Source organism: Ruegeria sp. BHSC029 (assembly GCF_059613085.1).
Genome location: NZ_JBXWRU010000006.1, coordinates 220,526 through 244,466, shown reverse-complemented (window position 1 = coordinate 244,466; position 23,941 = coordinate 220,526). Strand labels below are relative to the sequence as shown.

Sequence of the window (23,941 nt, the reverse complement as noted above, 5' to 3'; positions counted from 1 at the left end):
GGCACGGCCCGTTTCGATCGGACAGGGTTCTCAGTCTCGCCCCCTCGAATACTATCTACAAAATCACGAACTAAAACTTCGATACATTCGAGACTGATCCACATTCCCAATCGGGATGACACATTGATGCCCGATTTCAACCGGGGCGACAGTGAAGCAGTTCACATTCGCAGAAACTTTTTACAAATTTCTCCACTCGAAGAATCCGGGCCCGGCACGGTGCAGCAGTTCTGCCGCCACGGCCCGGCCCATTTCCGCTGCGTCCTCCGTCGAACCGGTCTGGCTTTCGGTGATGGCATCCGATCCATCCGGGCGCAGGACCTCGCCGCGTAGGCGCAACTGCCCATCGGCAAGTTCGGCCAGACCGGCAATCGGAGTTTCGCAGGACCCGTCCAGCGCGGCCAGCAACGAGCGCTCGGCCGCCAAGCGACAGGCCGTTTCAGAGTGATGAATGGCTTCCAGCATCTCGGCGGCCCGGTGGTCGTCCGCGCGGCGTTCGATGCCGATCGTACCCTGCGCGATAGCCGGCAGCATGTCGTCGGGCGAGATCGCGGTGGCAGGTACGTCCTGCATGTTCAGACGGCGGAGGCCGGCCATGGCCAGGAACGTGCATTCGGCCACACCATCAGCCAGCTTCTTCAGCCGGGTCTGCACGTTGCCCCGGAACTCGACCACGTTCAGATCGGGCCGGCGGTGCAGCAATTGTGCCCGCCGCCGCAGCGACGAAGTGCCGACGACCGCGCCTTCGGGCAGGTCATGGATCGAGTTGAGGCGGGGCGAGATGAAGGCATCGCGCACGTCCTCGCGCGGCAGGAACGTGTCCAGCACCAGCCCCTGCGGCTGTTCGACGGGCATGTCCTTGGTCGAGTGCACGGCGATGTCGATGTCCCCGCCCAGCATCGCCTCTTCGATTTCCTTGGTGAACAGGCCCTTGTTGCCGATCTCTTTCAACGGGCGGTCCGCGTCGATCATGGCGCGGTTGTCGCCGGTGGTCTTGATCACCACGATCTCGAACGCCTGTTCCGGCAGATCGAAGGCATCGCACAGCCGCTGACGGGTTTCATGGGCCTGGGCCAGCGCCAGCGGCGAACCACGGGTGCCGATCTTCAGCGGCGATGCGGGGGTGGGCAGGGTCAAAGTCATGGGCACAGCTTTAGTCGCGTCACATTGCCCTGACAATGGGGGCCACGCTTGACATTTTGCCGCTGAAGGCGGACCCGTTGCGCAAACCGGAATAGTGGGGGCTGACATGGCCGAGAACAAGAAACTGCTGCGGGCGCTGGCGGGCGAGGTACTGGACACGCCGCCGATCTGGATGATGCGACAGGCCGGACGCTATCTGCCGGAATACCGCGCGACGCGGGAACAGGCGGGCGATTTCCTGTCGCTGTGCTACACCCCCGATCTGGCGGCCGAGGTGACGCTGCAGCCGATCCGCCGCTATGGGTTCGATGCCGCGATCCTGTTTGCCGACATCCTGCTGGTGCCGCAGGCGCTGGGCGCCGACCTTTGGTTCGTCACCGGCGAAGGGCCGCGCCTGTCGACGATCACGCAGCAACCGGATTTCGATGCGTTGAAGCCGGTTGATACGATTCACGAGACCTTGTCGCCCGTCTATGAAACCGTGCGCATCCTGTCGCGCGAGCTGCCGTCCGAAACGACCCTGATCGGCTTTGCCGGCGCTCCGTGGACCGTTGCGACCTATATGATCGCCGGGCGTGGCACCCCTGATCAGGGTCCTGCACACGCCCTGCGCGAGGAAAACACCGCGCTGTTCGAGGCGTTGCTGGACCGGATCACTGCGGCCACGATCGAATATCTGTCGGCTCAGATCGAAGCGGGGGCCGAGGTGGTCAAGATTTTCGACAGCTGGGCCGGGTCGCTGAAAGGCGAGGCTTTCACCAAATACGCGGTCCAGCCGTGCCGGATCATCACCCAGGCGCTCAAGGAACGCCATCCGGGCATTCCGGTCATCGGTTTCCCGCGTGAGGCGGGCGAGGGCTATGTCGGCTTCGCGAAGGCCACCGGTGTCGATTGCGTGGCGCTGGACAACTCGGTTGCGCCGGAATGGGCGGCCGAACATGTGCAGGTGGATGGCTGCGTGCAAGGCAACCTGGCCTCGTCTCACATGGTGACCGGCGGGCAGGCCCTGGTGGATGAGACCCGCCGCATCCTGCGTGCCTTTTCCAACGGGCCGCATATTTTCAATCTGGGACACGGGATCACACCGGATGCCGACCCGGAGAATGTGCAGCTGATGATCGACACGGTGCGCGGCGGATAGGCGGCGTGGGAGGGGGCCAGCCCCCTCTTGGCCGTTGGCTAGATGAAGGATGTGTCAGGTCTTTTTGAGAGCCTGAAGTTCGTTCAGAATTTCGGTCGTGTGTTGGCCGCGGGCCGGGCTGGGTTTCGGCTGCCATTGGTGGGTGGAGAAGCGCGGGGCGGCGGCGGCCTGCAGGGTGCCGTCTGTTTCTCGCCAGGTTTGGCGGGCGGTGTTCATCGGATGGGTTGCGGCCTCGTCGGGGCTGAGCACCGGGGCGACGCAGGCGTCTGAGCCTTCGAACAGTTTGGCCCAATGGTCGCGCGGTTTGGTTGCGAAGATTTCCGCCAGGCGCCGGGTCAGGTCTGGCCAGTGCGTGCTGTTGTATTGTCGCTGGAACGCCGAGTCTTGGGACAGGCCCAGGATTTCCAGGAATTGGGCGTAGAATTTCGGCTCGAGACATTGGACCGAAACAAAGCCGCCATCCGCGCAGGCGTAGGTACGGCTCCAATGCGGGCCGTCCAGCAGGCTCTGGCCGCGCGTGTCGGACAGGTTGCCGGTCTGGCGCAGGCTCATCAGCAGGTTCATCATATGCGCGGACCCGTCGTAGATGGCGGCGTCGACCACCGTGCCTGTGCCCGTTGTGCGCGCGTTCAGCAGCCCGGCCAGTATGCCGGTGACCAGATACATCGCGCCCCCGCCGATATCGCCGACCAGCGTGGCCGGGGTCATCGGCTCGGCGCCCGGTGGTGAGCCGTACCAGAGTGCCCCCGACAGCGCGATGTAGTTCAGATCATGTCCTGCGGTGTCGGCAAGCGGGCTGTCCTGGCCCCAGCCGGTCATGCGGCCATAGACCAGCGCCGGGTTCAGGGCGTGGCAGGCTTCGGGCCCCAGACCCAGCTTCTCCATCACGCCAGGGCGGAAGCCTTCAATCAACGCATCGGCGGTTTCGATCAGGCGCCGGGCGGTTTCGAGGTCGTCGGGGTCCTTGAGGTCGAGCGCGATCGAGCGCTTGCCCCGGTCCAGCACGGATCGGTCCGGCATGCCGGGTGTGACGGCGCCCCCCTTGCGGTGGATGGTCACGACATCGGCCCCCAGATCCGCCAGCATCATGGCGGCGAACGGGCCGGGGCCGAGACCCTCGATTTCGACAACACGGATTCCGTTCAGCATGAGCAGCACTCCCTCGCGGCGATGCTGGCCGGGACCCAGCAGGAATGCAAGACCGACCGGCGGCGACGCGGCGTCTGGCATCGGTCTGATCCGGAACGGGAAAAACCAACAAACACATCGGAATACTTGCCAGCTTGGGGCCAGCGGCGTAGCGTGCTGTCCGGGGTGGATCAGCGAGGGGTAGGATGCGTCTTTGGATCACGATCAGTGCCGCCATGGTCTTGGCGGTTCTGGTGGCAATCATCCTTCTGCTGCACCCGCCCGGCGACCTGCGCATGGCAGCCGGACCGGCGGGTGGTGCCTATATCGAAGTGGCGCAGGACTACTCCGATATCCTTGCTGAGGATGACATTCGGCTCGAGATCGTCGAAACCGCAGGGTCTGTCGAAAATGCGCGTCTCCTGGAAGACGGGGCTGTGGATGTGGCCTTCTTGCAGGGCGGCATCGAAGTTGACCCGGATCGGGCGCAGGCCATCGGGACCGTGTTTTTCGAGCCGATGATTTTCATGGCGCGCGAGGATGCCTGGATTCCGCCCAATCCCGCGCTGTGGCGTGGGTTGAGCGTCAACAGCGGTGCACCCGGGTCCGGCACCGCGGACGCATTCCGCGACTTCGAACGCGCTGTCGGGCTGGCCCAAGAGGATAACGTGCATGTTGCACTGCCCTATGACCAGGCGGCCGACGCCTTGTTGGACGGAACGTTGGACATCGCCGTTTTTGTCGCCCCGATCGAAGCTCCCTACCTGCTGGCCGCGTACGAGGTGCCTGGACTGAAGGTGCTGAACCTTGAACATGTCGAGGCGATTTCGCGTCGTTTGTCCTATGCCACCGTGGTGACCGTACCGACCGGAGGCATGTCGCTGAACCCGGTTCTGCCGCCGCGCCCGGTAGATCTGATCGCTCTCGAGGCGCGGCTGGTCGTGCGGCCGGGACTGCATCCGGCGTTGGTCAATCGACTGACGATGGCGGCGATCGCCCTGCACGAGGCTCAGGGCATCATTAATGACCCCGGGGCCTTTCCGGGGATCGAAGGGACCGCATTGCCCCTCAACAACACCGCACGGCAGCTGATACTTGAAGGGCCATCCACCTGGCATGATTGGTTGCCTTATTGGGTGGCGGCGCAGGTCAATCGGGTTTTCCTTTTGTTCCTGCCGTTCTTTTTCATCGTCCTTCCGCTGGTCCGGTTGTTGCCGCGCATCTACGCCTATTTCCAACGATGGCGTGTCTGGCAGCACTACCCGGAAATTCGTCTGATCGAACAGGACCTGGCCGACAACCCTTCCGCGGAAGACCTCGTGCGGATGCAAGGCCAATTGCAGGTGCTGGACGAAAAGCTGGCGGACCTACGGCTGCCAGCGGCCTACAGGCAAGGGCAGTATGATGCCCGTCTGCATCTGGAACTGGTGCAGAAACGGATTGCCGACATGCGGGCTCAGGATTCCGGGGGCGGCGGGTAATGTGTGGAACACGGTTGCCGCAACGGCAGTTCGTGGATAGGTCTTTGGTCGAATATCAGACATTTCAAGAAAGGGGGTGCTCCCATGCAAATGAGTGACACGCGTGAAATTCAGGCGGCGCCGTCCGATGTCTATGCGGCCCTGCTGGACCCCGAGGTGCTGAAAGCCTGCGTGCCCGGTGCGCAAGAGGTTTCGGGCAATCCGACGGACGGTTACGAGGCGACCGTGGTGCAGAAGGTCGGGCCGGTAAAGGCCACGTTCAAAGGCACCGTCACGATGTCCGACATGGTTGAGGGTCAAAGCCTGACCATCGCCGGTGAGGGCAAAGGCGGGGCCGCGGGTTTTGCAAAGGGCAGCGCCAGTGTCACGTTCAGCGCCAGTGACAGCGGTGGAACGGTTCTGGCCTATGACGTGGATGCCAAGGTTGGCGGAAAGCTGGCGCAGCTAGGCAGCCGTTTGATCGACGGCTTTGCCAAAAAGATGGCTGACCAGTTCTTCTCGAACCTTCAGCAGCATTTCGAAGGCCCTGCAGCGCCGGAAGAGGCCGGCAAAGACACCTCCGAGGGGGAAAAGAAAGGCTGGCTGGGTCGCCTGACCGGGCGCGAGTGAAACCTGCGTTTGTGCGCAGAGGACTGTGCGAATTTGGTCTGTTCGGCAATCCTCTGGCGCGATACTGTCCCGGCCAGAACTGGGAAAACGCATGACGACAATTCTTTCGATCAAGGATCTGCGCAAAACCTATGCCGGCGGGTTCGAAGCGCTGAAAGGCGTATCGCTGGACATCGAAGAGGGCGAGATCCTGGCCCTGCTCGGCCCGAACGGGGCGGGAAAGACAACCCTGATCTCGACGGTTTGCGGGATTACCACGCCCACGTCTGGGACCGTCACAGTAGGGGGGCACGACATCCTCACGGACTTTCGTGCAGCCCGGCGCATGATCGGCCTCGTGCCGCAGGAAATTGCGCTGGAGCCGTTCGAGAAGGTCTGGAACACCGTACGGTTTTCGCGCGGTCTGTTCGGCTATGGGCAGGACAGTGCCCGGATCGAAGAGATCCTGCGCAAGCTGTCGCTGTGGGACAAGCGCAAGAACGCGATCAAGGAACTGTCGGGCGGCATGAAGCGGCGGGTGCTGATCGCCAAGGCGCTGGCGCACGAGCCGCGGGTGCTGTTTCTGGATGAACCCACCGCCGGTGTGGATGTCGAACTGCGCAAGGACATGTGGGCCATCGTCGACGAGTTGAAGGCTGCCGGTGTCACCATCATTCTGACCACCCACTACATCGAAGAGGCCGAAGCCATCGCCGACCGGATTGGTGTGATCGACAAGGGCGAACTGATGCTGGTGCAGGACAAAAACACCTTGATGGCGCAGATGGGCAAGAAGCAGATCGAGGTCATGCTGACCCGCACGATCTCGGACATTCCCGGCAGTCTGGCCCACCACAATCTGGTGCTGAACGGGCAGGGCGATGCGCTGATCTATACCTACGACACCAATGCCGATCGCACTGGCATCACCACTTTGCTGAATGACGTGGCCGAGGCGGGGCTGGTGTTGCGTGACGTTCAGACCCGGCAATCGAGCCTGGAAGAGATTTTCGTCAACCTCGTGTCCGGAGATGCCGCATGAACTGGTCCGCCATCGCCGCCATCTACCGGTTCGAAATGGCCCGGTTCTTCCGCACCCTCGCGCAGAGCTTTCTGTCACCGGTTCTGTCGACCTCGCTGTACTTCGTGGTGTTTGGCACTGCCATCGGCAGTCGCATCCAGGAGGTCGAGGGCGTCTCCTACGGCGCCTTCATCGTGCCGGGGCTGATCATGCTGTCGGTGGTGATGCTGTCGATCTCGAACGCGTCCTTTGGCATCTATTTCCCCAAGTTCCTGGGCACGATCTACGAACTGCTCTCGGCTCCGGTGAATTTCATCGAGATCGTGATCGGCTATGTGGGCGCCGCCGCGACCAAGGCGTTGTTCGTGGGATTGGTGATCCTGACCACCGCCACGTTCTTCGTGGACATCCGCATCGAGCACCCCTTCGCGATGGCCGCCTTTCTGATCCTGTCCTGCCTCAGCTTTTCCCTGCTGGGCTTCATCATCGGGATCTGGGCCAGCAATTTCGAACAGATGTCGTTGGTACCGCAGCTGGTTGTGACGCCTCTGATCTTTCTGGGCGGCACGTTCTACTCGATTTCGATGCTGCCGCCGGTGTGGCAGACGATCTCGTTGTTCAACCCGGTGGTCTATTTGATCTCGGGCTTTCGCTGGTCGTTTTACGGGCTTTCGGACGTGCCCATTCTGCTTAGCCTTCTGGCGATCCTGGCCTTTACCGGCTTCTGCCTGGCGGTCATCGGTTGGATCTTCAAAACCGGGTGGCGCATCCGCAGCTAGGGCGTTGCATTTTTGCCGTGGCTGAACAGGATTTTGGTTCACGTCACGTTCATGGCAGGTGGGGTCCCTTGTTTAAGGGGCGGGCGCACTCTACATCGGCACCCATGAAACTCAGCCTGCCGTTTCTCAACAAGCAGCCAACCGTGGCTGTCGTTCGCCTGTCCGGAGCCATTGGAATGGCTGGCCGAGCCTCGCTGAACGATGCCTCTTTGGCACCGGTTCTGGAAAAAGCCTTCCGCAAGGGAAAACCTGCCGCCGTCGCGCTCGAGATCAATTCGCCGGGCGGATCGCCGGTGCAAAGCTCGCTGATCGGTGCGCGGATCCGACGGTTGGCCGACGAGTTCAAGGTGCCAGTCCATGCCTTTGTCGAGGACGTGGCGGCCTCGGGTGGTTATTGGCTTGCGGCTTCGGCGGACGAGATCTGGGCGGATGACAGCTCGGTTCTGGGGTCGATCGGGGTCATCTCCTCGGGGTTCGGAGCCCATGTTTTTCTGGCCCGTCAGGGGATCGAGCGGCGCGTGCACACCGCCGGGAAATCCAAATCGATGCTGGACCCGTTCTCTCCGGAGAAAGAAGAGGATGTCACGCGTCTCAAGGGGCTTTTGGAGGACATCCACCAGAATTTCATTGCCTATGTGAAAGCTCGGCGCGGCAGTCGCTTGGACGAGGCCGCCGATCTGTTTACCGGTGAAATCTGGCTGGCGCGGCGTGCGCATGAACTTGGGCTGATCGACGGCATCGCGCATCTGAAGCCAAGGATGCAGGAAGTGTTTGGCGACAAGGTCAAATTCCGGCGCTACGGGTTGCGCCGACCGATCTGGTCGCGTTTCGGAACGGACATGGCACAGGACGCCATTTCCCTGCTCGAGGAGCGCGCGGCCTACGCGCGCTTTGGTATGTGACGTGATCGTCAAGGTCGTCATTCTGTTTCTGGTTGCCATGGGGGTCCTGGCGATGTTCGGAAAGCTGCGCTTTCCCGGCCAACAGCGATTGAACTCCGCGAAATGTCCGCGCTGCGGTCGATTCCGGATCGGCAAGGGCCCCTGCAAATGTGAGCAAGGAGGGCGTCGATGACGGCCTGGCTGCTTTCCGGTCTTGGCTTGTTGATCCTGCTGTTGGCCGGTGACGCGCTGGTGAGGGGTGCGGTGAATCTCAGCCTGCGTCTGGGTGTTCCCGCCCTAATCGTCAGCCTGACGATCGTGGCCTTCGGTACCTCGGCGCCTGAGCTTCTGATTGCCATCAAGGCCATCGAGGAAAATGCGCCCGGTATCGCGTTGGGCAATGTCGTCGGTTCGAACACGGCCAACATCCTGCTGGTCTTGGGTTTGCCGGCCTTGCTGGCCACGATCCACAGCAGCGAATGCAACACGCGCAGAAACTACATCTTCATGTTGCTGGCCTCGGTTCTGTTCATCGGTTTGGCCTTTTGCGGGGAATTCAACCTGTTCAGCGGGGCAATCCTGCTGGCGGGATTGGCTCTGATCCTGCTCAACGCCTTCCGAGAAGCGCACGCGCATCGCAACTCCTGCTCGGAAGAGCAGGACCTGGAAACGCTGGAAGAGGCCGACCCGGACATGCCGTACTGGAAGGTGTCGCTGTATCTGGTGCTGGGGCTGATTGGCCTGCCGATGGGCGCGCACCTTCTGGTCGACAACGCGACCATCATTGCGCGGACCTACGGGGTCAGTGAAACGGTGATCGGGTTGACGCTGGTCGCGGTCGGAACCTCGCTTCCCGAACTGGCGACCACCGTCATGGCCGCGTTGCGCCGGCAGGCCGATGTTGCTCTGGGCAACGTCATCGGTTCGAACATGTTCAACCTTCTGGGCATTGTCGGTATCGCCACGCTGTTCGGGCGCATCCCCGTGGATCCCGAATTCCTGCAATTCGATCTTTGGGTCATGCTGGGCTCGTCCTTGCTGCTGATCCCGTTCGTTTTCTTCAAGCAAGACATCACCCGGGTCTGGGGGTTCATCTTGACACTGCTTTACGTCACATACGTCGTGATCTTGTTGGCCTGATCTGACTGAAAGGAGCCCCTTCATGACCCGAGCACTGGTGACCGGCGCCGGCATTCGACTGGGGCGGGCCATGGCGTTGTATCTGGCGAAACGTGGCATGGACGTTGCCGTGCATCACGCAACCTCGAGCGCTGCCGCTGCCGAGACCGTGTCCGAGATCCAGTCGATGGGCCGCAATGCCGTGGCGCTGCAGGCCGATCTGCTGGACGAGGATCAGGTGCAGACCCTTTTGCCGGGCGCGGCCGAGGCGCTGGGCGGTCCGATCACCTGTCTGGTCAACAATGCGTCGATCTTCGAATACGACAACATCCGCACTGCCACCCGGCAAAGCTGGGATCGCCACATGGACAGCAACCTGCGCGCGCCCTTCGTGCTGACGCAGGCCATGGCAAGCCAGGGTCTGGAACCCGAGATGGATGAGAATGACGAGCCCGTCGCGACCGGCTTGATCGTGAATATGGTCGACATGCGGGTGCGCAAACTGACGCCTGAGTTCATGTCCTACACCATCGCCAAGATGGGGCTATGGGCATTGACCCGGACGGCGGCCCAGGCACTGACGCCAGCCATTCGCGTCAATGCCATTGGGCCGGGTCCAACCCTGCAGGGACATCGGCAAAGCCCCCAGCACTTCAAGACGCAACGCGAAAACACGGTCCTGGAACGCGGTGCAAACCCGTCGGATATCAACGCGGCCCTTGGGTATTTTCTGGACGCACATGCGGTCACGGGCCAGCTTTTGTGCGTTGATGGCGGCCAGCATCTGGGCTGGCAAACGCCTGATGTAGTGGGCCTTGAATAGGTATTGGCCCTGCAAGTTTTGCACCGCTCTCGATCCTGTTACAGGTTCGTTACAAAAATGTCTTTTTTTTCATACACTTGTAAAACGAGAATAAAAATATCGTTTAGAATCAATGCATTGAATTTGTGCCTATTTATTGTGCAACGCAGTGAAAACACAAGGATTCAAGGAAAAATCACGGTGCAGGGAAAGTTGTCCGCACAGTTATCCACAAGAATCGTGGATTTGTTTTCTCTTGATCTGAGGCGCGCAAGATTGCAGCCACGGTCAGAGAATCGTATCTCTCTCTCATGACCGCCGACAGCGCCCCTCAATCCCAGCCTCAGCCGACCGGCTATGCCTGCATCCAGAAATACGTGAAGACGCTGGACAGTTCGCCGGGTGTCTATCGGATGCTGGATGCGGACAGCCGGGTTCTGTATGTCGGCAAGGCGCGCAACCTGCGGGCCCGGGTGTCGAACTACACCCGTCCGGGACATTCCGGCCGGATCGAGCGGATGATCGCCTCGACCGCGTCGATGATGTTCCTGACCACTCGGACCGAGACCGAGGCGCTGCTGCTGGAGCAGAACCTGATCAAGCAGCTCAAGCCCAAGTACAACGTGCTGCTGCGCGACGACAAAAGCTTTCCCAACATTCTGGTGGCCAAGGACCATCCATTTCCGCAGATCAAGAAGCATCGTGGGGCCAAGAAAGACAAAGGTGCCTATTTCGGCCCCTTCGCCAGTGCGGGCGCGGTGAACCGCACGCTGAACCAGCTGCAGAAGGCGTTTCTGCTGCGCAACTGCTCGGATTCGATGTTCGACAGTCGCACCCGGCCCTGCCTGCTCTATCAGATCAAGCGCTGCTCGGGGCCGTGCGTGGGCATGATTTCGCAGGCCGACTATGCCGAAAGCGTGCGCGACGCCGAGCGGTTCCTGTCCGGACGCTCGACCCGAATCCAAGAGGAACTGGCCGCGCAGATGCAGGAGGTTTCGGACGCGATGGAGTTCGAGCGCGCCGCCGCCCTGCGCGACCGGATCCGCGCGCTGACGCAGGTGCAGACGGCGCAGGGCATCAACCCGCGCGGCGTGGCCGAGGCGGATGTGATCGGACTGTACATGGACAGCGGTCAGGCCTGCGTTCAGGTGTTCTTCATCCGCGCCAACCAGAACTGGGGCAACCGCGATTTCTATCCGCGGGTCGGCCCCGACGTCTCGCCGGCCGAGGTGATGGAGGCCTTTCTGGGCCAGTTCTACGACAACAAGGAACCGCCGCGCCAACTGATCCTGTCGGACGCGATCGAGAACGCCGACCTGATGCAGCAGGCCCTGTCGGAAAAGGCCGGCCGCAAGGTCGAGATATTGGTGCCGCAGCGGGGCGAAAAGCTCGAGCTGGTCTCGGGCGCGCTGCGCAACGCGCGCGAGGCGCTGGCGCGCCGCATGTCGGAAAGCGCGACGCAGGCCAAGCTGCTGCGCGGTCTGGCCGAGGCCTTTGATCTGGACGCGCCGCCGAACCGGATCGAGGTCTATGACAACTCGCATATCCAGGGCACCAACGCGGTTGGCGCGATGATCGTGGCCGGGCCCGAGGGGTTCATGAAGAACGCCTATCGCAAGTTCAACATCCGCGGCGACGACCTGACGCCGGGCGACGATTTCGGCATGATGAAAGAGGTGCTGACCCGACGCTTCACCCGCCTGCTGAAAGAGGACCCCGGCCGCGACAAGGGCCTGTGGCCCGATCTGCTGCTGATCGACGGGGGCGCGGGGCAGGTGAGCGCCGTGCACGAGATCATGCAGTCGCACGGGGTCGAGGACATCCCGATGGTCGGTGTGGCCAAGGGCGTCGATCGGGACCACGGCAAGGAAGAGTTCCACCGCATCGGCCAGCGCCCCTTTGCCCTGAAGCGTAACGACCCGGTGCTGTATTTTATTCAGCGGCTACGGGACGAGGCGCACCGCTTTGCTATCGGTACCCACCGCGCCAAACGGGCCAAGGCGATGGGAGCGACGCCTCTGGATGAAATCCCCGGCGTAGGCGCGTCCCGCAAACGCGCCCTGCTGGCGCATTTCGGCAGCGCAAAGGCGGTCAGCCGTGCCAATCTGGCGGATCTGAAGGCCGTGGACGGGATCTCGGCCGGTCTGGCGCAGAAGGTCTATGATTTCTTTCACGAAAAGGGCTGAGGCCGCTGGCGCCCGCGCCACAGGATGTACAGCCCCGAGGCCACGATCAGCGCGCTGCCCAGCCACATGGTCTGGTCCAGATGCTCGTCGAATATCAGCATGCCCAGCCCAATGCCGAACAGAAGGCGGGTATAGCGAAACGGAGTTACGGCCGACACTTCACCCGTCCGCATGGCCAGCATCAGCGAAGAATAGGCCACCGCGCCCATCACCACGGCCCCGGTCAGGTGCAGGGCGGCTCGGGCGTCCACCGGCACCGCGGCGGCGCCTTCGAAAGCCCGGTACAGTCCACCGGCGACGACAATTGACAGAAAGCCATAAAACCCAAGAACGGTGGTGCCCAACGTGGCGGGGGCGGCGCGGCTGGCCAGATCGCGGCCGGCAAAGCCCAGCATTCCCAGTACCGCAAGAATGGACAGGGCCGAGAAACTGTCTCCGGTCGGCTGGATGATGATCACCACTCCGATCAGTCCGACCAGAATGGCACTCCAGCGCCGCCAGCCGACGGTTTCCCCGAAAAACAGCGCGGCACCCGCCACCACGACCAGCGGCGTGGCCTGCAGGATCACTGTGGCCGAGGACAGCGGCGTCAGGGCGATGGCCAGCACATAGAACAGGCGGCCGAAGACTTCGAACAGCACTCGGATCTTCATCGGCTTGGATAGGACATCGGGGTGCAGCAACCGCCGCCCCTGAATCAACGCGACCCCGGCGAAAATCAACGCCCCGCCCAGTCCGAACAGCACCAGAACCTGCCAGATGGGCAGCACCTTGGCGGCACTTTTCAACAGCGCGTCCTCCAGGGCGAACCCGGCCATGGCCGCGATCATCCAGGCGCCGCCGATCAGATTGGCGCGCGCATCGGTTCTGATATGTGAGGTCACGGGGCGGATCTTTCCTGATGTGCCGATACCCGCGCAACCTGACCCGTTCTTCGCGCCGCGCCAAGGGGGAAACGGTCGTCGATCCTCCGCCTGCGACGGTCTGACCTGTCGTGGTCCAAACACCTGTGTTCTTGGCAGTTTTTTGTCGTGCCGTCTTTTCTGTTCCCGGCCATGGTTGTAGGGTCCAGCGCATGAAGTGGAACCTGCCGAATATTCTGACTTTGCTGCGCCTACTGGCCGCGCCCGGCCTGGCGGTGATGTTTCTGTATTTCACACGGCCCTACGCGGATTGGTTCGCGCTGATCCTGTTCCTGTCGGCGGCCATAACCGATTGGTTCGACGGCTATCTGGCGCGCGCGTGGAAGCAGGAAACCAAGATGGGCGCGATGCTGGACCCGATCGCCGACAAGGCGATGGTGGTGATCGCGCTGATGATCCTGGTCGGCTATTCGACTGAGCACTGGACGCCCTGGTTGGTGCTGCCCGCCACCGTGATCCTGTTCCGCGAGGTCTTCGTCTCGGGCCTGCGCGAGTATCTGGGCGACGTGGCCGGAACGCTCAAGGTCACCAAGCTGGCCAAATGGAAGACGACCGCGCAGATGGTGGCGATCGCCGTGCTGTTTTCGCAGGGCATATTCGAGCACTATTTCGTCATGTCCACCTTCGGCATGGATGCCGCGCTGATAGACCAGATCCTGTCGGGCCAGGTCGAGGACATCTCGGGCCTGCAATGGAAGCTGGATGGCATGTTCTGGTCGGGCCGCATCGGGTTGTGGCTGCTGTGGATCGCGGCGACGCTGACATTGATCACCGGCTACGACTACCTACGTAAAGCCATGCCCCATCTGAAGGAGGGCTGACGCATGGATGTTCTGTATTTCGCCTGGGTCCGCGAGCGAATCGGCTTGCCGAAGGAGAAGGTCGAATCCTCCGCGGCCACGGTCTCCGATCTGGTAGCGGAACTCAGCGCCCGCGAAGACCGCTATGCCGCGGCCTTTGCCGACCTGTCGGCCCTGCGGGTCGCGCTGGATCAGGAATTGTCGGATTTCGACGCGCCCCTGGCCGGCGTCCGCGAAGTGGCCTTTTTTCCGCCCATGACCGGCGGATAAGGCAATGCGGATCTCCGTCCAGCAAGAGCCGTTCGATCTGGGGGCCGAGGCCAATGCCTTTGCCGCAGGTGACACGGCCAATGGCGCCATCGTCACCTTTACCGGTGTCGTGCGAGATCTGGCGCAGACCGATCTGGCCTGCATGGAGATCGAGCATTATCCCGGCATGACCGAACGCGCCATCGCCAAGATCGCCGAGGAAGCCAAAAGCCGTTGGTCTCTGGGCGATGTTCTGGTGATCCATCGCCATGGGCGGCTGGCCCCAGGTGACCGGATCATGATGGTCGCAACGGCAGCCCCGCACCGCAAAGATGCGTTCGAGGCTGCCGAATACCTGATGGACTACTTAAAATCCCGCGCCCCGTTCTGGAAGAAGGAAATCACAGGTTTGGGCGCGGAGTGGGTTGCCGCCAAGGACGAGGACGAGGACGCGCTGTCGCGCTGGTAGGCGCTCAGTCGGCGTTGTTGATCCGGCCGCGCAATTCCTCGGCTTCCTGACGGGCGGCGCGCAGCCCGTCCATAGCCGCGGCCAGCTCGGCCTCGGTTTGGGTCAGCTGGTTGGTCAGCTCGGCCTCGCGCTGCTGCAGATAGGTGATCGCCTGATCACGGGTTTCCTCGGCCTCGTGCAGCTCCTGGCTCATGCGGTCCAGATCGGCCACGTCGGATTGGCGCACGCGCGACAGGCGGTGCACCAGCCAGTTGGCGAACCAGCCCATGCAGAAGGCGGCGAACAGGATGACGGCGGTGGCGATGATGAATTCGGTTCTGTTCAACTTACTGGTCCCCTGCATCCGTTTCGGATGCTTCTTCTTCTGTTGGCGCAGGTTCGGTTGCGCTTGTCTGGGTCTCCAATGCTTCCAGACCGGTTTCCTGATTGGCGACCGGCTCGGGCCGGATCAGCCGGAATTCGATGCGCCGGTTTTTCTCGCGCCCGTCTTCGGTGTCATTGTCTGCAATCGGCTGCGTCTCACCATATCCTGCGGCCGAGTAGCTTTTGGTCGGCACCCGACGGGCGCGCAATTCGTTAAGGATGGACTGGGCGCGTGACTGGCTCAGCTGCTGGTTCATCTCTTCACGGCCCTGGCTGTCGGTATGACCCTGGATTTCAATCCGGATCGGTCCACATTCGCGCAGGATCTCGGCAATCTGGTTCAGACTGTCGCGGGACTCTGATGAAACCGTAGCCGATCCGGGCTCGAACGTGATCTTGCGGGTTTCCTGAACCTCGGCGATGCGACTTTCGCACTGCTCGGGGTCTGGCAGCGCGTCTTCGGGTTCGGGCGGGGGCTGATAGGTGATCGACAGGTCAAAGTCCTGCGCATCGCCCAGCTTGTCGGACAGCAGGCCCGCGATCTGTGCCTTGGCGTCTTCATCATGGCTGACGCCTGTCAACTCGACCTTGTCGGGCGTTACGGTCAGCACGCCGTTGTTCAGCCAGGACAGGGATTCCAGCCCCGCCAGAACGCGTACGGGCCAGTCCTGCGGCATCTGGTCGACTACGCGGGCGGCACTGTGAACCTGATCGGATCCGAAGGCAGCCCGGGCGTAGCTGTCGATCATGTCACGCTGCAAATCGTCGCCCAGACGGCCGCGCAGTTGTACCAGACCTTCCGGGCTGCGGGTGGCGGTGAATTCCACAGGTCCGGCCTGTTCGTTGTTTTCGGGTTCAGGCAGAACCGCGTGCAGGGCAAACACTTCGGGCAGGGCGTTTTCCAACTCGCCCACGACCTTGTCGAAGGTGGCCGGGCTGGTGTTCGGTTCAGCAATCAGCGTGATGTCGGCATCCGACATCGTGACAGAACCTTGCCCGATCTCGGACAGAGCCCGGATACTCAGTTCAGCGGCCTGCGCCCATCGGGGCGATGGCACACCCAGGCCGATCGTGCAGGTATAGGGCCCTGACAGCCCGGCATCCTGCGCGGCGGCAACAATGGTGTCGCGCGCCTTTTCATCCTGTGCCGAACAGGCGTCGAACTGTCCGCCATCTTCCGAAATCAGATAGCGCAATGTGAACGGAGTGATCACCGGGCGCGGTGCCGAAATCGCCAGACCGATGCGCAAGCTGGGCGGCGCGGCGCGTGTCAGCTCTTGTTCCAGCCGTTCTTTTTCCTGCTGGCTGTCAGCGATGGCAGTGATCTTGACCAGGTCGGGGCTGGCGGAAACCTTGGCTCGCGGCAGCTTGGACAGGGCAAGGATGGCGTAGGATATCGCGTCGTCCCAGCCTTTGGGTTTCTTGTAGTCTGCGGTTTCCAGCAGGTCCGACACCCGCGCCTGGGGGTCCAGCTTCTGCAACCGGGCCATCAGAGCGTTGCGATCCACGCTGGCCGGAACCAACCCGATCACGGATATGCCGCTGTCGTTCCGGAGGATTTCAGCCGAGAATTTGGGCGGAGTCAGGTCAGCCGTCGGGGCAATGTCCATCTCGTCGATCACCCGAGAGGTGTCGACCTGTGTACCGGCCGCGGTCAGCGCGTTGAATCGGGTGGCCTCGTCCGGGGCAGTACCGGTCAGCACAACGCGCAGCCCATCCGCCTGCACTTCGGCCCACTCGTGGCCCTGCATGCTCAGTGCATTTCGAACGGCAGTTTCCGAGGTTTCTTCGATCTTGGTCACCGCGAATCCGGCGGCCAACAGGCAGACCCCCGCCGACACGACAAAGATCAGGGCTGATGTCAGGAAATACGGCAAGCGCATGAGCGGTTTCTTATCTCCTCGGGCCATTGGGCGGGACTCTTACAGGCACCGGTACCGAGGTGCAATCAGAGGAGCAATGCGACGCAAAGGAAGATGAGCGGAATAAGGCCGGTGTCCCGGTTGGCGCGAAACAGTTGCAGCAGCTTCGCGTTGTCTTCGATGTCCAGCCCGCGCAGTTGCCACGCCATGTGCCACCCCATTGCCCAAGGTCCACCGATGGCCACGACCAGCGCCAGCACGCTGGAATTGGGCAGCGCGGCCTCGACGATGGCAAGCCCCATCAGCGCCACGGTCGCCACAAGGAAATACTTCAGCCATTTCGCGGTGTCGGTCCCGAACAGGCGCGCGGTGGACTTGATGCCGATCAGCTCGTCATCCTCTGCGTCCTGGTGGGCATAGATCGTGTCGTAGAACAGCGTCCAGGCGATGCCCGACAGGTACAGCAGGATCGCGGGCCATTCGACCGTGCCGCGATGCGCCGCCCAGGCCAGCAGGGCGCCCCAGTTGAAGGCCAGCCCCAGAAACACCTGCGGCCACCAGGTGAAGCGCTTGGCATAGGGGTAGATCGTCACCGGCAGCAGCGACAGGACGCCCATCGCGATGGCCGCCTGGTTGAAGGTCAGCAGGATCGCCAGCGCCAGAAGGCACTGGATGCCCATCCAGATCACCGCCTGCCGAACGCTGACCTGACCCGAGGGGATGGGCCGCGAGCGCGTACGGGCGACCTGCGCGTCGAACTTGCGGTCGGTGATGTCATTCCAGGTGCAACCAGTGCCACGCATCAGAAAGGCCCCGGCCGCGCACCCAACGGCAATCCACAGATCGCCCCAGCGCGGCTGACCGTCATGCAGGATCGCCAGCGCCAGGCCCCACCAGCACGGAATCAGCAGCAGCCACGTCCCGATCGGCCGGTCCGCGCGCGACAGCCGCAGATAGGGGCGGGCAAAGGCCGGGGCGCGGGTATCGACCCAGTTGCCGGTAACGGCGTCGGCGACCTGACCGTCTGGTGTTGGGGCATTGCCTTGCATATGTAGGGTCTCATGAGTGCGAAGATCAGGCTGTATGTAGATCACCCTTTGGGTGCGGGGCAATCGGTTCCTTTGACGCGCGAGCAGGCCCATTACCTGTTCGGCGTGATGCGTCTGGCCGTGGGCGGGCAGGTGGCCCTGTTCAACGGCCGCGATGGCGAGTGGCTGGCGGAGGTGGCCGAGTGGGGCAAGCGAGGCGGTGTTCTGAGCTGTCTTGAACAGACCCGGCCACTGCAACTGCCGCCGGACCTGTGGCTGCTATTTGCTCCGATCAAGAAGGCGCGGACCGATTTCATCGTCGAAAAGGCGGCCGAGATGGGGGCCGCCAAGATCATACCGGTGCAGACTGCCTTCACCAATTCCGAACGCATCCGCCAGGACCGGCTGCAGGCCCATGCGGTCGAGGCGGCCGAGCAATGCGGCGGCACCTTCGTGCCCGAGGTCTGCGACCTGCAGCGGCTGGACAAGCTGTTGGACAACTGGCCCGACGATCGCCAGCTGATGTTCTGCGACGAGGCCGAGGCCGGATCGGCCCTGCGCCTGGCCGCGCAGGACAAGGGCCTGCCGTGGGCCATCCTTATCGGCCCCGAGGGCGGGTTCTCCGATACCGAGCGCCAGCGGCTGAAAGATCTGCTGTTCACGCATGTGGTCAGCCTGGGGCCGCGCATCTTGCGGGCTGACACGGCGGCGGTCGCCGCGATGACCCTGTGGCAACAGGCGCTGGGGGATTGGTCCTGATGTGGCGGCTGGCGCAGCAACAGGACGTTCCGGCGATCGAACGGTTTCTTCTGGACCATGTGCAAAGCTCGATGTTCGCGCTGGCCAACCTGCGAGTGTTCGGCCTGAACGCACCTGCACCGCGCGCGATGAGCATGTGGATGCTGGGCGACCCGCTGCGCGGCGTGTTCGGCATCACCAACGAAGGCATGATCCTGCCGCAATGCCCGGATCTGCCCGAGGCCGGCCTGGCCGAGGCAGCGGACCTGATCCGGGGCCGCACGGTCATTGGGTTGGCGGGCGAGGCCACGCAAGCCCGCCGGTTTCTGCGACAGGCCGGATGGCAGGACCGCGCCGCCCGTCTGGACCGGGATGAGCCCTCTTTTGCGCTGGACTTGCGCGACCTGATCGTTCCACCAACGGAAAACGCAAGGCTGGTGCCTCCGTCTGACGGCGACCGCAGCCTGCTGATCCGTTGGCGCGAGGCCTATCACTTGGAATCTTTGGGCACCGACCCGGGCATGGCCCGCAAGGCTGCGCAGAAAGACATCGACGGATATATTCAGCGCGACTCGCACCGGTTGTTGATGGTCGACGGCCACCCCGTCAGCATGACAGGCTTCAATGCCACGTTGCCCGAGATCGTCCAGATCGGCGGCGTGTTTACGCCGCCCGCGCTGCGCGGGCGAGGCTATGCCCGCACCGCCGTCGCCCTGCATCTGGCCGAAGCGCGGGCCGCCGGAGTGCGCAGGGCCGTTCTGTTCGCGGCTTCAAACGCCGCCGTGCGTGCTTATGTTGCGATTGGGTTTGCCCCTGCCGGGACCTTTTCACTGGTCCTGTTCAGCGATCAGATGGAGGCCGCGTCATGAGTTTCATCCGACCCGAAGCCAAACTGGCCCTGTGGCGCTGGCGCGAGGTGCTGGCCGCCGGGTTCGTTCTGATCCTTGGCCTCAGCTGGATCGGCGGTCCGGGCGGGTTGCTGGGCTGGCTGGGCTGGGTGCTTGTGCTGGTCTCGGTCGCGCTGGCCGTGATCGGCGTACAGCGCGCGCGGTTCCGGCTGGGCGCGGGCGGGCCGGGCGTGGTGTCGGTGGATGAAGGGCAGATTGCCTATCTGGGGCCGCTGGAAGGTGGCATCGTCGCCACCCGCGAAATCGAGAGCCTGACGCTCGACCCCACCGCCAGCCCCGCGCATTGGGTGCTGGAACAGCCCGGCCAGCCGCCGCTTCACATTCCCGTGAATGCCGAAGGTGCCGAGGCACTGTTCGACGTGTTCTCGGCCCTGCCGGGGCTGCGGACCGAGCGGATGCTGTCGGAACTCAAGGGCGGGGCGTCGCATCCGGTGGTCATCTGGGAACGCCACCCCTCGCGCCCGGCACACATCCGGTTGAATTGACGGTGCATTGACACCGGGGGAGATTGCGACCACCACTGACCCCCACGACTCGACACTTCAGGATCGGAGCACGGTTCATGTCCATTCCTCAGTCCGGCGGCGGGCCGATCGAACGCCACGAACAACTGGCCGAATACCTGGCCGATGGCTGCAAACCCAAAAGCGAATGGCGCATCGGGACCGAGCACGAGAAATTCGGCTATTGCAAGGACACGCTGAAGCCGCTGCCCTACGAAGGCGAACGCTCGATCCTGGCGGTACTGCAGGGGCTGCGCGACGGGCATGGCTGGACCCCCGTGGAAGAGGCGGGCAAGCTGATCGGGCTGGAAAAGGACAGGGCCAACGTCTCGTTGGAACCGGGCGGGCAGCTGGAGCTGTCAGGCGCTCCGCTGGAGACCATCCACGAGACCTGCGACGAGGTGAACGCGCATCTGCGCGACGTGAAGGACATCGCCGATAAGATCGGCGTAGGCTTCATCGGGCTGGGCGCCGCACCGATCTGGAAGCATGAGGACATGCCGCTGATGCCCAAGGGCCGGTATGTCCTGATGAATGACTACATGGAAAAGGTCGGCGACATGGGCCGCGCCATGATGCGCCGGACCTGCACGGTTCAGGTCAACATCGATTTCGGGTCCGAGGCGGACATGGTGCAGAAGCTGCGCGTGGCGCTGGCCCTGCAGCCGGTGGCGACCGCGCTGTTTGCCAACTCGCCCTTCTTCGAGGGCAAGCCCAACGGCCACAAAAGCTGGCGCAGCTACATCTGGCGGCATCTGGATGACGCGCGCACCGGCATGCTGCCCTTCGTGTTCGAGGACGGCTTCGGGTTCGAGCGCTATGTCGAGTACGCTTTGGATGTGCCGATGTATTTCGTCTATCGTGACGGAAAGTATATCGACGCGCTGGGCATGTCATTCCGCGATTTCCTGCAGGGCAAGCTGCCCGCGCTGCCGGGCGAGACGCCGACGCTTTCGGATTGGGCCGATCACCTGACCACCGCCTTCCCCGAGGCGCGGATCAAGAAATTCATGGAAATGCGCGGGGCCGACGGCGGCCCGTGGCGCCGTCTGTGCGCGCTGCCCGCCTTCTGGGTAGGGCTGACCTATGACCAGTCCGCGCTGGATGCCGCATGGGATCTGGTCAAGGGCTGGGACGCCGAAACCCGCGAGGGGTTGCGCGTCGCCGCGGCCCGGGACGGGCTGCAGGCGCAGGTCGGCGGTATCAACATGCACGATCTGGCGCGCGAGGTGGTGGCCATCGCCGAGTCCGGCCTGAAGGCGCGGGCGCGGCCGGGTGCAGGCGGGCTGGTCCCGGACGAGACCCATTTCCTGAACGCGCTTAAGGAAAGCATCCAGTCCGGCAAGGTGCCGGCCGACGAGCTGCTGGAGCATTACCACGGCGACTGGCAGGGCGATCTGACGCGGATCTACCCCGAATACAGCTACTGACCGCGACCTGTTGCAATTAGGGGCCTGTTAGCCACATTCCCGGATCGCGCCTTGTTCGGCGGCGGCGTTTGCGCGATACATTCGGGTCAGGTTTTCCGGTCGTGGTGCTTTCATGGCGCGTATCAGTGAGTTGCATTATTCCAATGCCTATGCCGCGAATTCGGGCGTGTCCGAATTCTTGGAGGTGTCCCTTCGCCCCGGCGAAGATCCGGCGGATTTCACCGTGTCCTTCTATCAGGCGAACGGGCAGGTTGGGATCGAGATCCCACTCAACGATCCCTCCGTTCAGGTCACCGTCGACCCCGACAACAACGAGATCGTCTATGTCATCTCGGCCGATGATTTTCCGATCTTCCTGACCGATCCGGATGGTGGCGGCCCAACCAATTACGAAGCCTATGCGCTGACCAACACCGCCACGGGTGAGGTAATAGATTTCTACGACATCGGTGGCGGCACGCAGAACATCGTCGCGGTCGATGGGTTGGCGGCCGGGGAAACCTCGGTCAACCTGCCGGTGCTGGTCGGGCCGAACCAGACCACGACGACCCTGCAGTTCAATCAACCCGATCCTGACACGCTGACCTATGGCCCCTTGTCGCCCGGGGATACCGGGGCCGCCTGTTTCACGGCCGGAACCCTGGTGGATACCCCCGAGGGGCCGCGCCGGATCGAGACGCTGCAGCCCGGCGATACGGTCCTGACCGTCGATGACGGCCCCTGCCGGGTGCGCTGGATCGGCGGCCGCACGGTGCGCGGCGTGGGTCGTTTCGCGCCGGTGCGCATCCGCGCGGGTGTTCTGGGCGCCAAGACAGACATTCTGGTCTCGCCCCAGCACCGCATTCTGGTCGGAGGCTGGCAAGCCCAGCTTCTGTTCGGCGAGGATGAGGTTCTGGTCCCCGCCAAATCGCTGGTCAACGGCGATACCGTCACCGTGCAGCCCTGTGACATTGTCCGCTATGTCCACCTGTTCTTCGACCGGCACCAGCTGGTCACCACTTCAGGTCTTGTGTCCGAGAGCTTCTTTCCGGGGCAGGAGGCGCTCTCGGGGCTGGAGCAGGAGGCCGCGCGCGAACTGTTTGCGCTGTTCCCCGAACTGCAGACCCATCCGCAGGGCTATGGCCCCACGATCCGCCCGGTCCGGTGTGATCGACAGGCAGCGGTTCTGCGCGCGACCTGATCACGCGGCCCGGCCCTCTTGCTTTCGCGCGCTGCTGTGATAGCAGGACAGCAACAGAATTCAGGGGACCGTCATGGACGATCTTAAGGCAAAATACCTGGGTCAGATCGCTGACGCAGGCGACGAAAGCACGCTGGAAGCGATCCGCGTGGCCGCGGTGGGCAAAAAGGGCGAAGTGGCGCTGAAGATGCGCGAACTGGGCAAGATGACGCCCGAGGAACGCCAGGTCGCCGGCCCCACGCTGAACGCGCTGAAGGACGAGATCAATTCGGCGCTGGCCGCCAAGAAGGCCGCATTGGCCGATGCCGCGCTGGACGAACGTCTGCGGACCGAGTGGCTGGACGTGACCCTGCCCGCGCGCCCGCGCCGCCAAGGCTCGATCCACCCGGTCAGCCAGGCGACCGAGGAACTGACCGCGATCTTTGCCGAACTGGGCTTCTCCGTCGCCGAAGGTCCGCGGATCGAGACAGATTGGTACAATTTCGACGCGCTGAACATCCCCGGCCACCACCCCGCGCGGGCCGAGATGGACACGTTCTACATGCACCGCGCGCCGGGCGACAATCGCCCGCCGCATGTGCTGCGCACCCATACCTCGCCGGTTCAGATCCGCTCGATGGAAAAGCAGGGCGCGCCGATCCGCGTGATCTGTCCGGGCGGTGTCTATCGCGCCGACTATGACCAGACCCACACGCCGATGTTCCACCAAGTCGAAGGCCTGGCCATCGACAAGGATATCTCGATGGCGAACCTGAAATGGGTGCTGGAGGAATTCGTCAAGGCGTTCTTCGAGGTCGACGATGTCGAACTGCGCTTCCGCGCCTCGCATTTCCCGTTCACCGAACCCTCGGCCGAGGTCGATATCCGCTGTTCTTGGGAAGGCGGCCAGCTGAAGATCGGCGAGGGCGACGACTGGATGGAGATTCTGGGCAGCGGCATGGTCCACCCCAAGGTGATCGCCGCCGGCGGGATCGACCCCGAGGTCTATCAGGGCTTTGCCTTCGGCATCGGCATCGATCGTCTGGCGATGCTGAAATACGGCATCCCGGATCTGCGGGCGTTCTTTGATTCCGACCTGCGCTGGCTGCGCCACTATGGGTTTGCGGCGCTGGACATGCCCAACCTGCATGGTGGCTTGTCACGATGAAATAGCGTGGGGCTTGCCCTGCTGCCCAAGAGAATTCGGCGGGCTGGCCCGCCTTACCGGACAGGAAAACAG

At 63.0% G+C, this 23,941-nt stretch carries 24 protein-coding genes; 18 read left to right on the top strand and 6 right to left on the bottom strand.

Annotated features, from left to right (window positions below):
- Nucleotides 1-180: 180 nt before the first annotated feature.
- Complete coding sequence (gene hemC, locus AC2FML_RS16205; RefSeq protein WP_496783859.1) at nt 181-1,143, bottom strand: hydroxymethylbilane synthase; 963 nt, start codon at nt 1,141-1,143, stop codon at nt 181-183.
- A 106-nt stretch (nt 1,144-1,249) separates the two neighbouring features.
- Here hemC and hemE point away from each other — a divergent pair, with 106 nt between their 5' ends.
- Nucleotides 1,250-2,284, top strand: a complete 1,035-nt coding sequence (hemE, locus tag AC2FML_RS16200; protein WP_496783858.1) for a uroporphyrinogen decarboxylase — start codon at nt 1,250-1,252, stop codon at nt 2,282-2,284.
- A 54-nt stretch (nt 2,285-2,338) separates the two neighbouring features.
- On the opposite strand, the gene AC2FML_RS16195 is transcribed toward hemE, so the two are convergent.
- The gene (locus AC2FML_RS16195; RefSeq protein ID WP_496783939.1) at nt 2,339-3,433 is read right to left on the bottom strand and encodes a CaiB/BaiF CoA transferase family protein; all 1,095 of its coding nucleotides are present in this window, start codon (nt 3,431-3,433) and stop codon (nt 2,339-2,341) included.
- Nucleotides 3,434-3,618: 185 nt separating this feature from the next.
- Here AC2FML_RS16195 and AC2FML_RS16190 point away from each other — a divergent pair, with 185 nt between their 5' ends.
- The 8 genes from AC2FML_RS16190 to uvrC all read left to right on the top strand — a co-directional run bounded on the left by AC2FML_RS16190 (nt 3,619) and on the right by uvrC (nt 12,269).
- Entirely contained in the window at nt 3,619-4,893 is a 1,275-nt protein-coding gene (locus tag AC2FML_RS16190) for a TAXI family TRAP transporter solute-binding subunit (RefSeq protein WP_496783857.1), read from the top strand.
- Between the two features lie 84 nt (nt 4,894-4,977).
- Nucleotides 4,978-5,502, top strand: coding sequence for an SRPBCC family protein (locus AC2FML_RS16185; RefSeq protein WP_480697222.1), 525 nt, complete (start codon nt 4,978-4,980; stop codon nt 5,500-5,502).
- A gap of 91 nt (nt 5,503-5,593) precedes the next feature.
- A complete protein-coding gene (locus AC2FML_RS16180) occupies nt 5,594-6,523 on the top strand; it encodes an ABC transporter ATP-binding protein (RefSeq protein WP_170343068.1) in 930 nt (309 codons plus the stop codon).
- Complete coding sequence (locus AC2FML_RS16175; protein WP_093963579.1) at nt 6,520-7,281, top strand: ABC transporter permease; 762 nt, start codon at nt 6,520-6,522, stop codon at nt 7,279-7,281. Before AC2FML_RS16180 ends, AC2FML_RS16175 begins: the two co-directional genes overlap by 4 nt.
- Nucleotides 7,282-7,385: 104 nt before the next feature.
- Nucleotides 7,386-8,183, top strand: coding sequence for a S49 family peptidase (locus AC2FML_RS16170; RefSeq protein WP_496783856.1), 798 nt, complete (start codon nt 7,386-7,388; stop codon nt 8,181-8,183).
- Nucleotides 8,184-8,351: 168 nt separating this feature from the next.
- Entirely contained in the window at nt 8,352-9,302 is a 951-nt protein-coding gene (locus AC2FML_RS16165) for a calcium/sodium antiporter (protein ID WP_170342350.1), read from the top strand.
- Between the two features lie 22 nt (nt 9,303-9,324).
- Nucleotides 9,325-10,104 carry an SDR family oxidoreductase gene (locus AC2FML_RS16160; RefSeq protein WP_496783855.1) on the top strand — a complete coding sequence of 260 codons (780 nt, stop codon included), beginning with the start codon at nt 9,325-9,327 and terminating at the stop codon, nt 10,102-10,104.
- Nucleotides 10,105-10,394: 290 nt separating this feature from the next.
- Entirely contained in the window at nt 10,395-12,269 is a 1,875-nt protein-coding gene (gene uvrC / locus AC2FML_RS16155; RefSeq protein WP_496783854.1) for an excinuclease ABC subunit UvrC, read from the top strand.
- On the opposite strand, the gene AC2FML_RS16150 is transcribed toward uvrC, so the two are convergent.
- Nucleotides 12,254-13,153: a DMT family transporter gene (locus AC2FML_RS16150; protein ID WP_496783853.1), complete on the bottom strand. Its 900-nt coding sequence runs from the start codon at nt 13,151-13,153 to the stop codon at nt 12,254-12,256. The genes uvrC and AC2FML_RS16150 overlap by 16 nt on opposite strands.
- A 191-nt stretch (nt 13,154-13,344) precedes the next feature.
- Between AC2FML_RS16150 and pgsA the strand changes: the two genes are divergently transcribed.
- From pgsA to AC2FML_RS16135, 3 genes are read left to right on the top strand one after another with little or no spacing between them, the layout of a single operon-like run.
- Nucleotides 13,345-14,013 (top strand): CDP-diacylglycerol--glycerol-3-phosphate 3-phosphatidyltransferase, encoded by a 669-nt coding sequence (pgsA, locus tag AC2FML_RS16145; protein WP_170342342.1) that lies wholly within the window; start codon nt 13,345-13,347, stop codon nt 14,011-14,013.
- Between the two features lie 3 nt (nt 14,014-14,016).
- The gene (moaD, locus tag AC2FML_RS16140; RefSeq protein ID WP_170406910.1) at nt 14,017-14,262 is read left to right on the top strand and encodes a molybdopterin converting factor subunit 1; all 246 of its coding nucleotides are present in this window, start codon (nt 14,017-14,019) and stop codon (nt 14,260-14,262) included.
- A gap of 4 nt (nt 14,263-14,266) precedes the next feature.
- Nucleotides 14,267-14,710: a molybdenum cofactor biosynthesis protein MoaE gene (locus tag AC2FML_RS16135; RefSeq protein ID WP_170373118.1), complete on the top strand. Its 444-nt coding sequence runs from the start codon at nt 14,267-14,269 to the stop codon at nt 14,708-14,710.
- 4 nt (nt 14,711-14,714) lie between these two features.
- Here AC2FML_RS16135 and AC2FML_RS16130 read toward each other — a convergent pair whose 3' ends face one another.
- From AC2FML_RS16130 to ubiA, 3 genes are all read right to left on the bottom strand, one after another.
- Complete coding sequence (locus AC2FML_RS16130) at nt 14,715-15,035, bottom strand: hypothetical protein (protein ID WP_093963571.1); 321 nt, start codon at nt 15,033-15,035, stop codon at nt 14,715-14,717.
- A gap of 1 nt (nt 15,036) precedes the next feature.
- The gene (locus AC2FML_RS16125; protein WP_170359987.1) at nt 15,037-16,956 is read right to left on the bottom strand and encodes an OmpA family protein; all 1,920 of its coding nucleotides are present in this window, start codon (nt 16,954-16,956) and stop codon (nt 15,037-15,039) included.
- A 65-nt stretch (nt 16,957-17,021) separates the two neighbouring features.
- Entirely contained in the window at nt 17,022-17,984 is a 963-nt protein-coding gene (ubiA, locus tag AC2FML_RS16120; protein ID WP_496783852.1) for a 4-hydroxybenzoate octaprenyltransferase, read from the bottom strand.
- 12 nt (nt 17,985-17,996) lie between these two features.
- Between ubiA and AC2FML_RS16115 the strand changes: the two genes are divergently transcribed.
- The 6 genes from AC2FML_RS16115 (at nt 17,997) to pheS (ending at nt 23,869) form a co-directional block, all read left to right on the top strand.
- Nucleotides 17,997-18,722: a 16S rRNA (uracil(1498)-N(3))-methyltransferase gene (locus tag AC2FML_RS16115; RefSeq protein WP_170365504.1), complete on the top strand. Its 726-nt coding sequence runs from the start codon at nt 17,997-17,999 to the stop codon at nt 18,720-18,722.
- Entirely contained in the window at nt 18,722-19,570 is an 849-nt protein-coding gene (locus tag AC2FML_RS16110; protein WP_496783851.1) for a GNAT family N-acetyltransferase, read from the top strand. The genes AC2FML_RS16115 and AC2FML_RS16110 overlap by 1 nt, the downstream gene beginning before the upstream one ends.
- Nucleotides 19,567-20,094 carry a hypothetical protein gene (locus AC2FML_RS16105; protein WP_170391769.1) on the top strand — a complete coding sequence of 176 codons (528 nt, stop codon included), beginning with the start codon at nt 19,567-19,569 and terminating at the stop codon, nt 20,092-20,094. Before AC2FML_RS16110 ends, AC2FML_RS16105 begins: the two co-directional genes overlap by 4 nt.
- Nucleotides 20,095-20,171: 77 nt before the next feature.
- Nucleotides 20,172-21,542 carry a glutamate--cysteine ligase gene (locus AC2FML_RS16100; RefSeq protein ID WP_496783850.1) on the top strand — a complete coding sequence of 457 codons (1,371 nt, stop codon included), beginning with the start codon at nt 20,172-20,174 and terminating at the stop codon, nt 21,540-21,542.
- Between the two features lie 112 nt (nt 21,543-21,654).
- Complete coding sequence (locus AC2FML_RS16095) at nt 21,655-22,722, top strand: Hint domain-containing protein (RefSeq protein ID WP_170372356.1); 1,068 nt, start codon at nt 21,655-21,657, stop codon at nt 22,720-22,722.
- Between the two features lie 73 nt (nt 22,723-22,795).
- The gene (pheS, locus tag AC2FML_RS16090; RefSeq protein WP_496783849.1) at nt 22,796-23,869 is read left to right on the top strand and encodes a phenylalanine--tRNA ligase subunit alpha; all 1,074 of its coding nucleotides are present in this window, start codon (nt 22,796-22,798) and stop codon (nt 23,867-23,869) included.
- Nucleotides 23,870-23,941: the final 72 nt, after the last annotated feature.

Coding starts and splice junctions, on each gene's coding strand:
- AC2FML_RS16095 (WP_170372356.1), top strand. CDS start 21,655: ATGGCGCGTATCAGTGAGTTGCATTATTCCAATGCCTATGCCGCGAAT.
- AC2FML_RS16195 (WP_496783939.1), bottom strand. CDS start 3,433: ATGCTGAACGGAATCCGTGTTGTCGAAATCGAGGGTCTCGGCCCCGGC.
- AC2FML_RS16185 (WP_480697222.1), top strand. CDS start 4,978: ATGCAAATGAGTGACACGCGTGAAATTCAGGCGGCGCCGTCCGATGTC.
- AC2FML_RS16180 (WP_170343068.1), top strand. CDS start 5,594: ATGACGACAATTCTTTCGATCAAGGATCTGCGCAAAACCTATGCCGGC.
- pheS (WP_496783849.1), top strand. CDS start 22,796: ATGGACGATCTTAAGGCAAAATACCTGGGTCAGATCGCTGACGCAGGC.
- hemC (WP_496783859.1), bottom strand. CDS start 1,143: ATGACTTTGACCCTGCCCACCCCCGCATCGCCGCTGAAGATCGGCACC.
- AC2FML_RS16105 (WP_170391769.1), top strand. CDS start 19,567: ATGAGTTTCATCCGACCCGAAGCCAAACTGGCCCTGTGGCGCTGGCGC.
- AC2FML_RS16160 (WP_496783855.1), top strand. CDS start 9,325: ATGACCCGAGCACTGGTGACCGGCGCCGGCATTCGACTGGGGCGGGCC.
- uvrC (WP_496783854.1), top strand. CDS start 10,395: ATGACCGCCGACAGCGCCCCTCAATCCCAGCCTCAGCCGACCGGCTAT.
- AC2FML_RS16170 (WP_496783856.1), top strand. CDS start 7,386: ATGAAACTCAGCCTGCCGTTTCTCAACAAGCAGCCAACCGTGGCTGTC.
- pgsA (WP_170342342.1), top strand. CDS start 13,345: ATGAAGTGGAACCTGCCGAATATTCTGACTTTGCTGCGCCTACTGGCC.
- AC2FML_RS16175 (WP_093963579.1), top strand. CDS start 6,520: ATGAACTGGTCCGCCATCGCCGCCATCTACCGGTTCGAAATGGCCCGG.
- AC2FML_RS16115 (WP_170365504.1), top strand. CDS start 17,997: ATGAGTGCGAAGATCAGGCTGTATGTAGATCACCCTTTGGGTGCGGGG.
- hemE (WP_496783858.1), top strand. CDS start 1,250: ATGGCCGAGAACAAGAAACTGCTGCGGGCGCTGGCGGGCGAGGTACTG.
- AC2FML_RS16135 (WP_170373118.1), top strand. CDS start 14,267: ATGCGGATCTCCGTCCAGCAAGAGCCGTTCGATCTGGGGGCCGAGGCC.
- AC2FML_RS16125 (WP_170359987.1), bottom strand. CDS start 16,956: ATGCGCTTGCCGTATTTCCTGACATCAGCCCTGATCTTTGTCGTGTCG.
- AC2FML_RS16100 (WP_496783850.1), top strand. CDS start 20,172: ATGTCCATTCCTCAGTCCGGCGGCGGGCCGATCGAACGCCACGAACAA.
- AC2FML_RS16110 (WP_496783851.1), top strand. CDS start 18,722: ATGTGGCGGCTGGCGCAGCAACAGGACGTTCCGGCGATCGAACGGTTT.
- ubiA (WP_496783852.1), bottom strand. CDS start 17,984: ATGCAAGGCAATGCCCCAACACCAGACGGTCAGGTCGCCGACGCCGTT.
- AC2FML_RS16190 (WP_496783857.1), top strand. CDS start 3,619: ATGCGTCTTTGGATCACGATCAGTGCCGCCATGGTCTTGGCGGTTCTG.
- moaD (WP_170406910.1), top strand. CDS start 14,017: ATGGATGTTCTGTATTTCGCCTGGGTCCGCGAGCGAATCGGCTTGCCG.
- AC2FML_RS16165 (WP_170342350.1), top strand. CDS start 8,352: ATGACGGCCTGGCTGCTTTCCGGTCTTGGCTTGTTGATCCTGCTGTTG.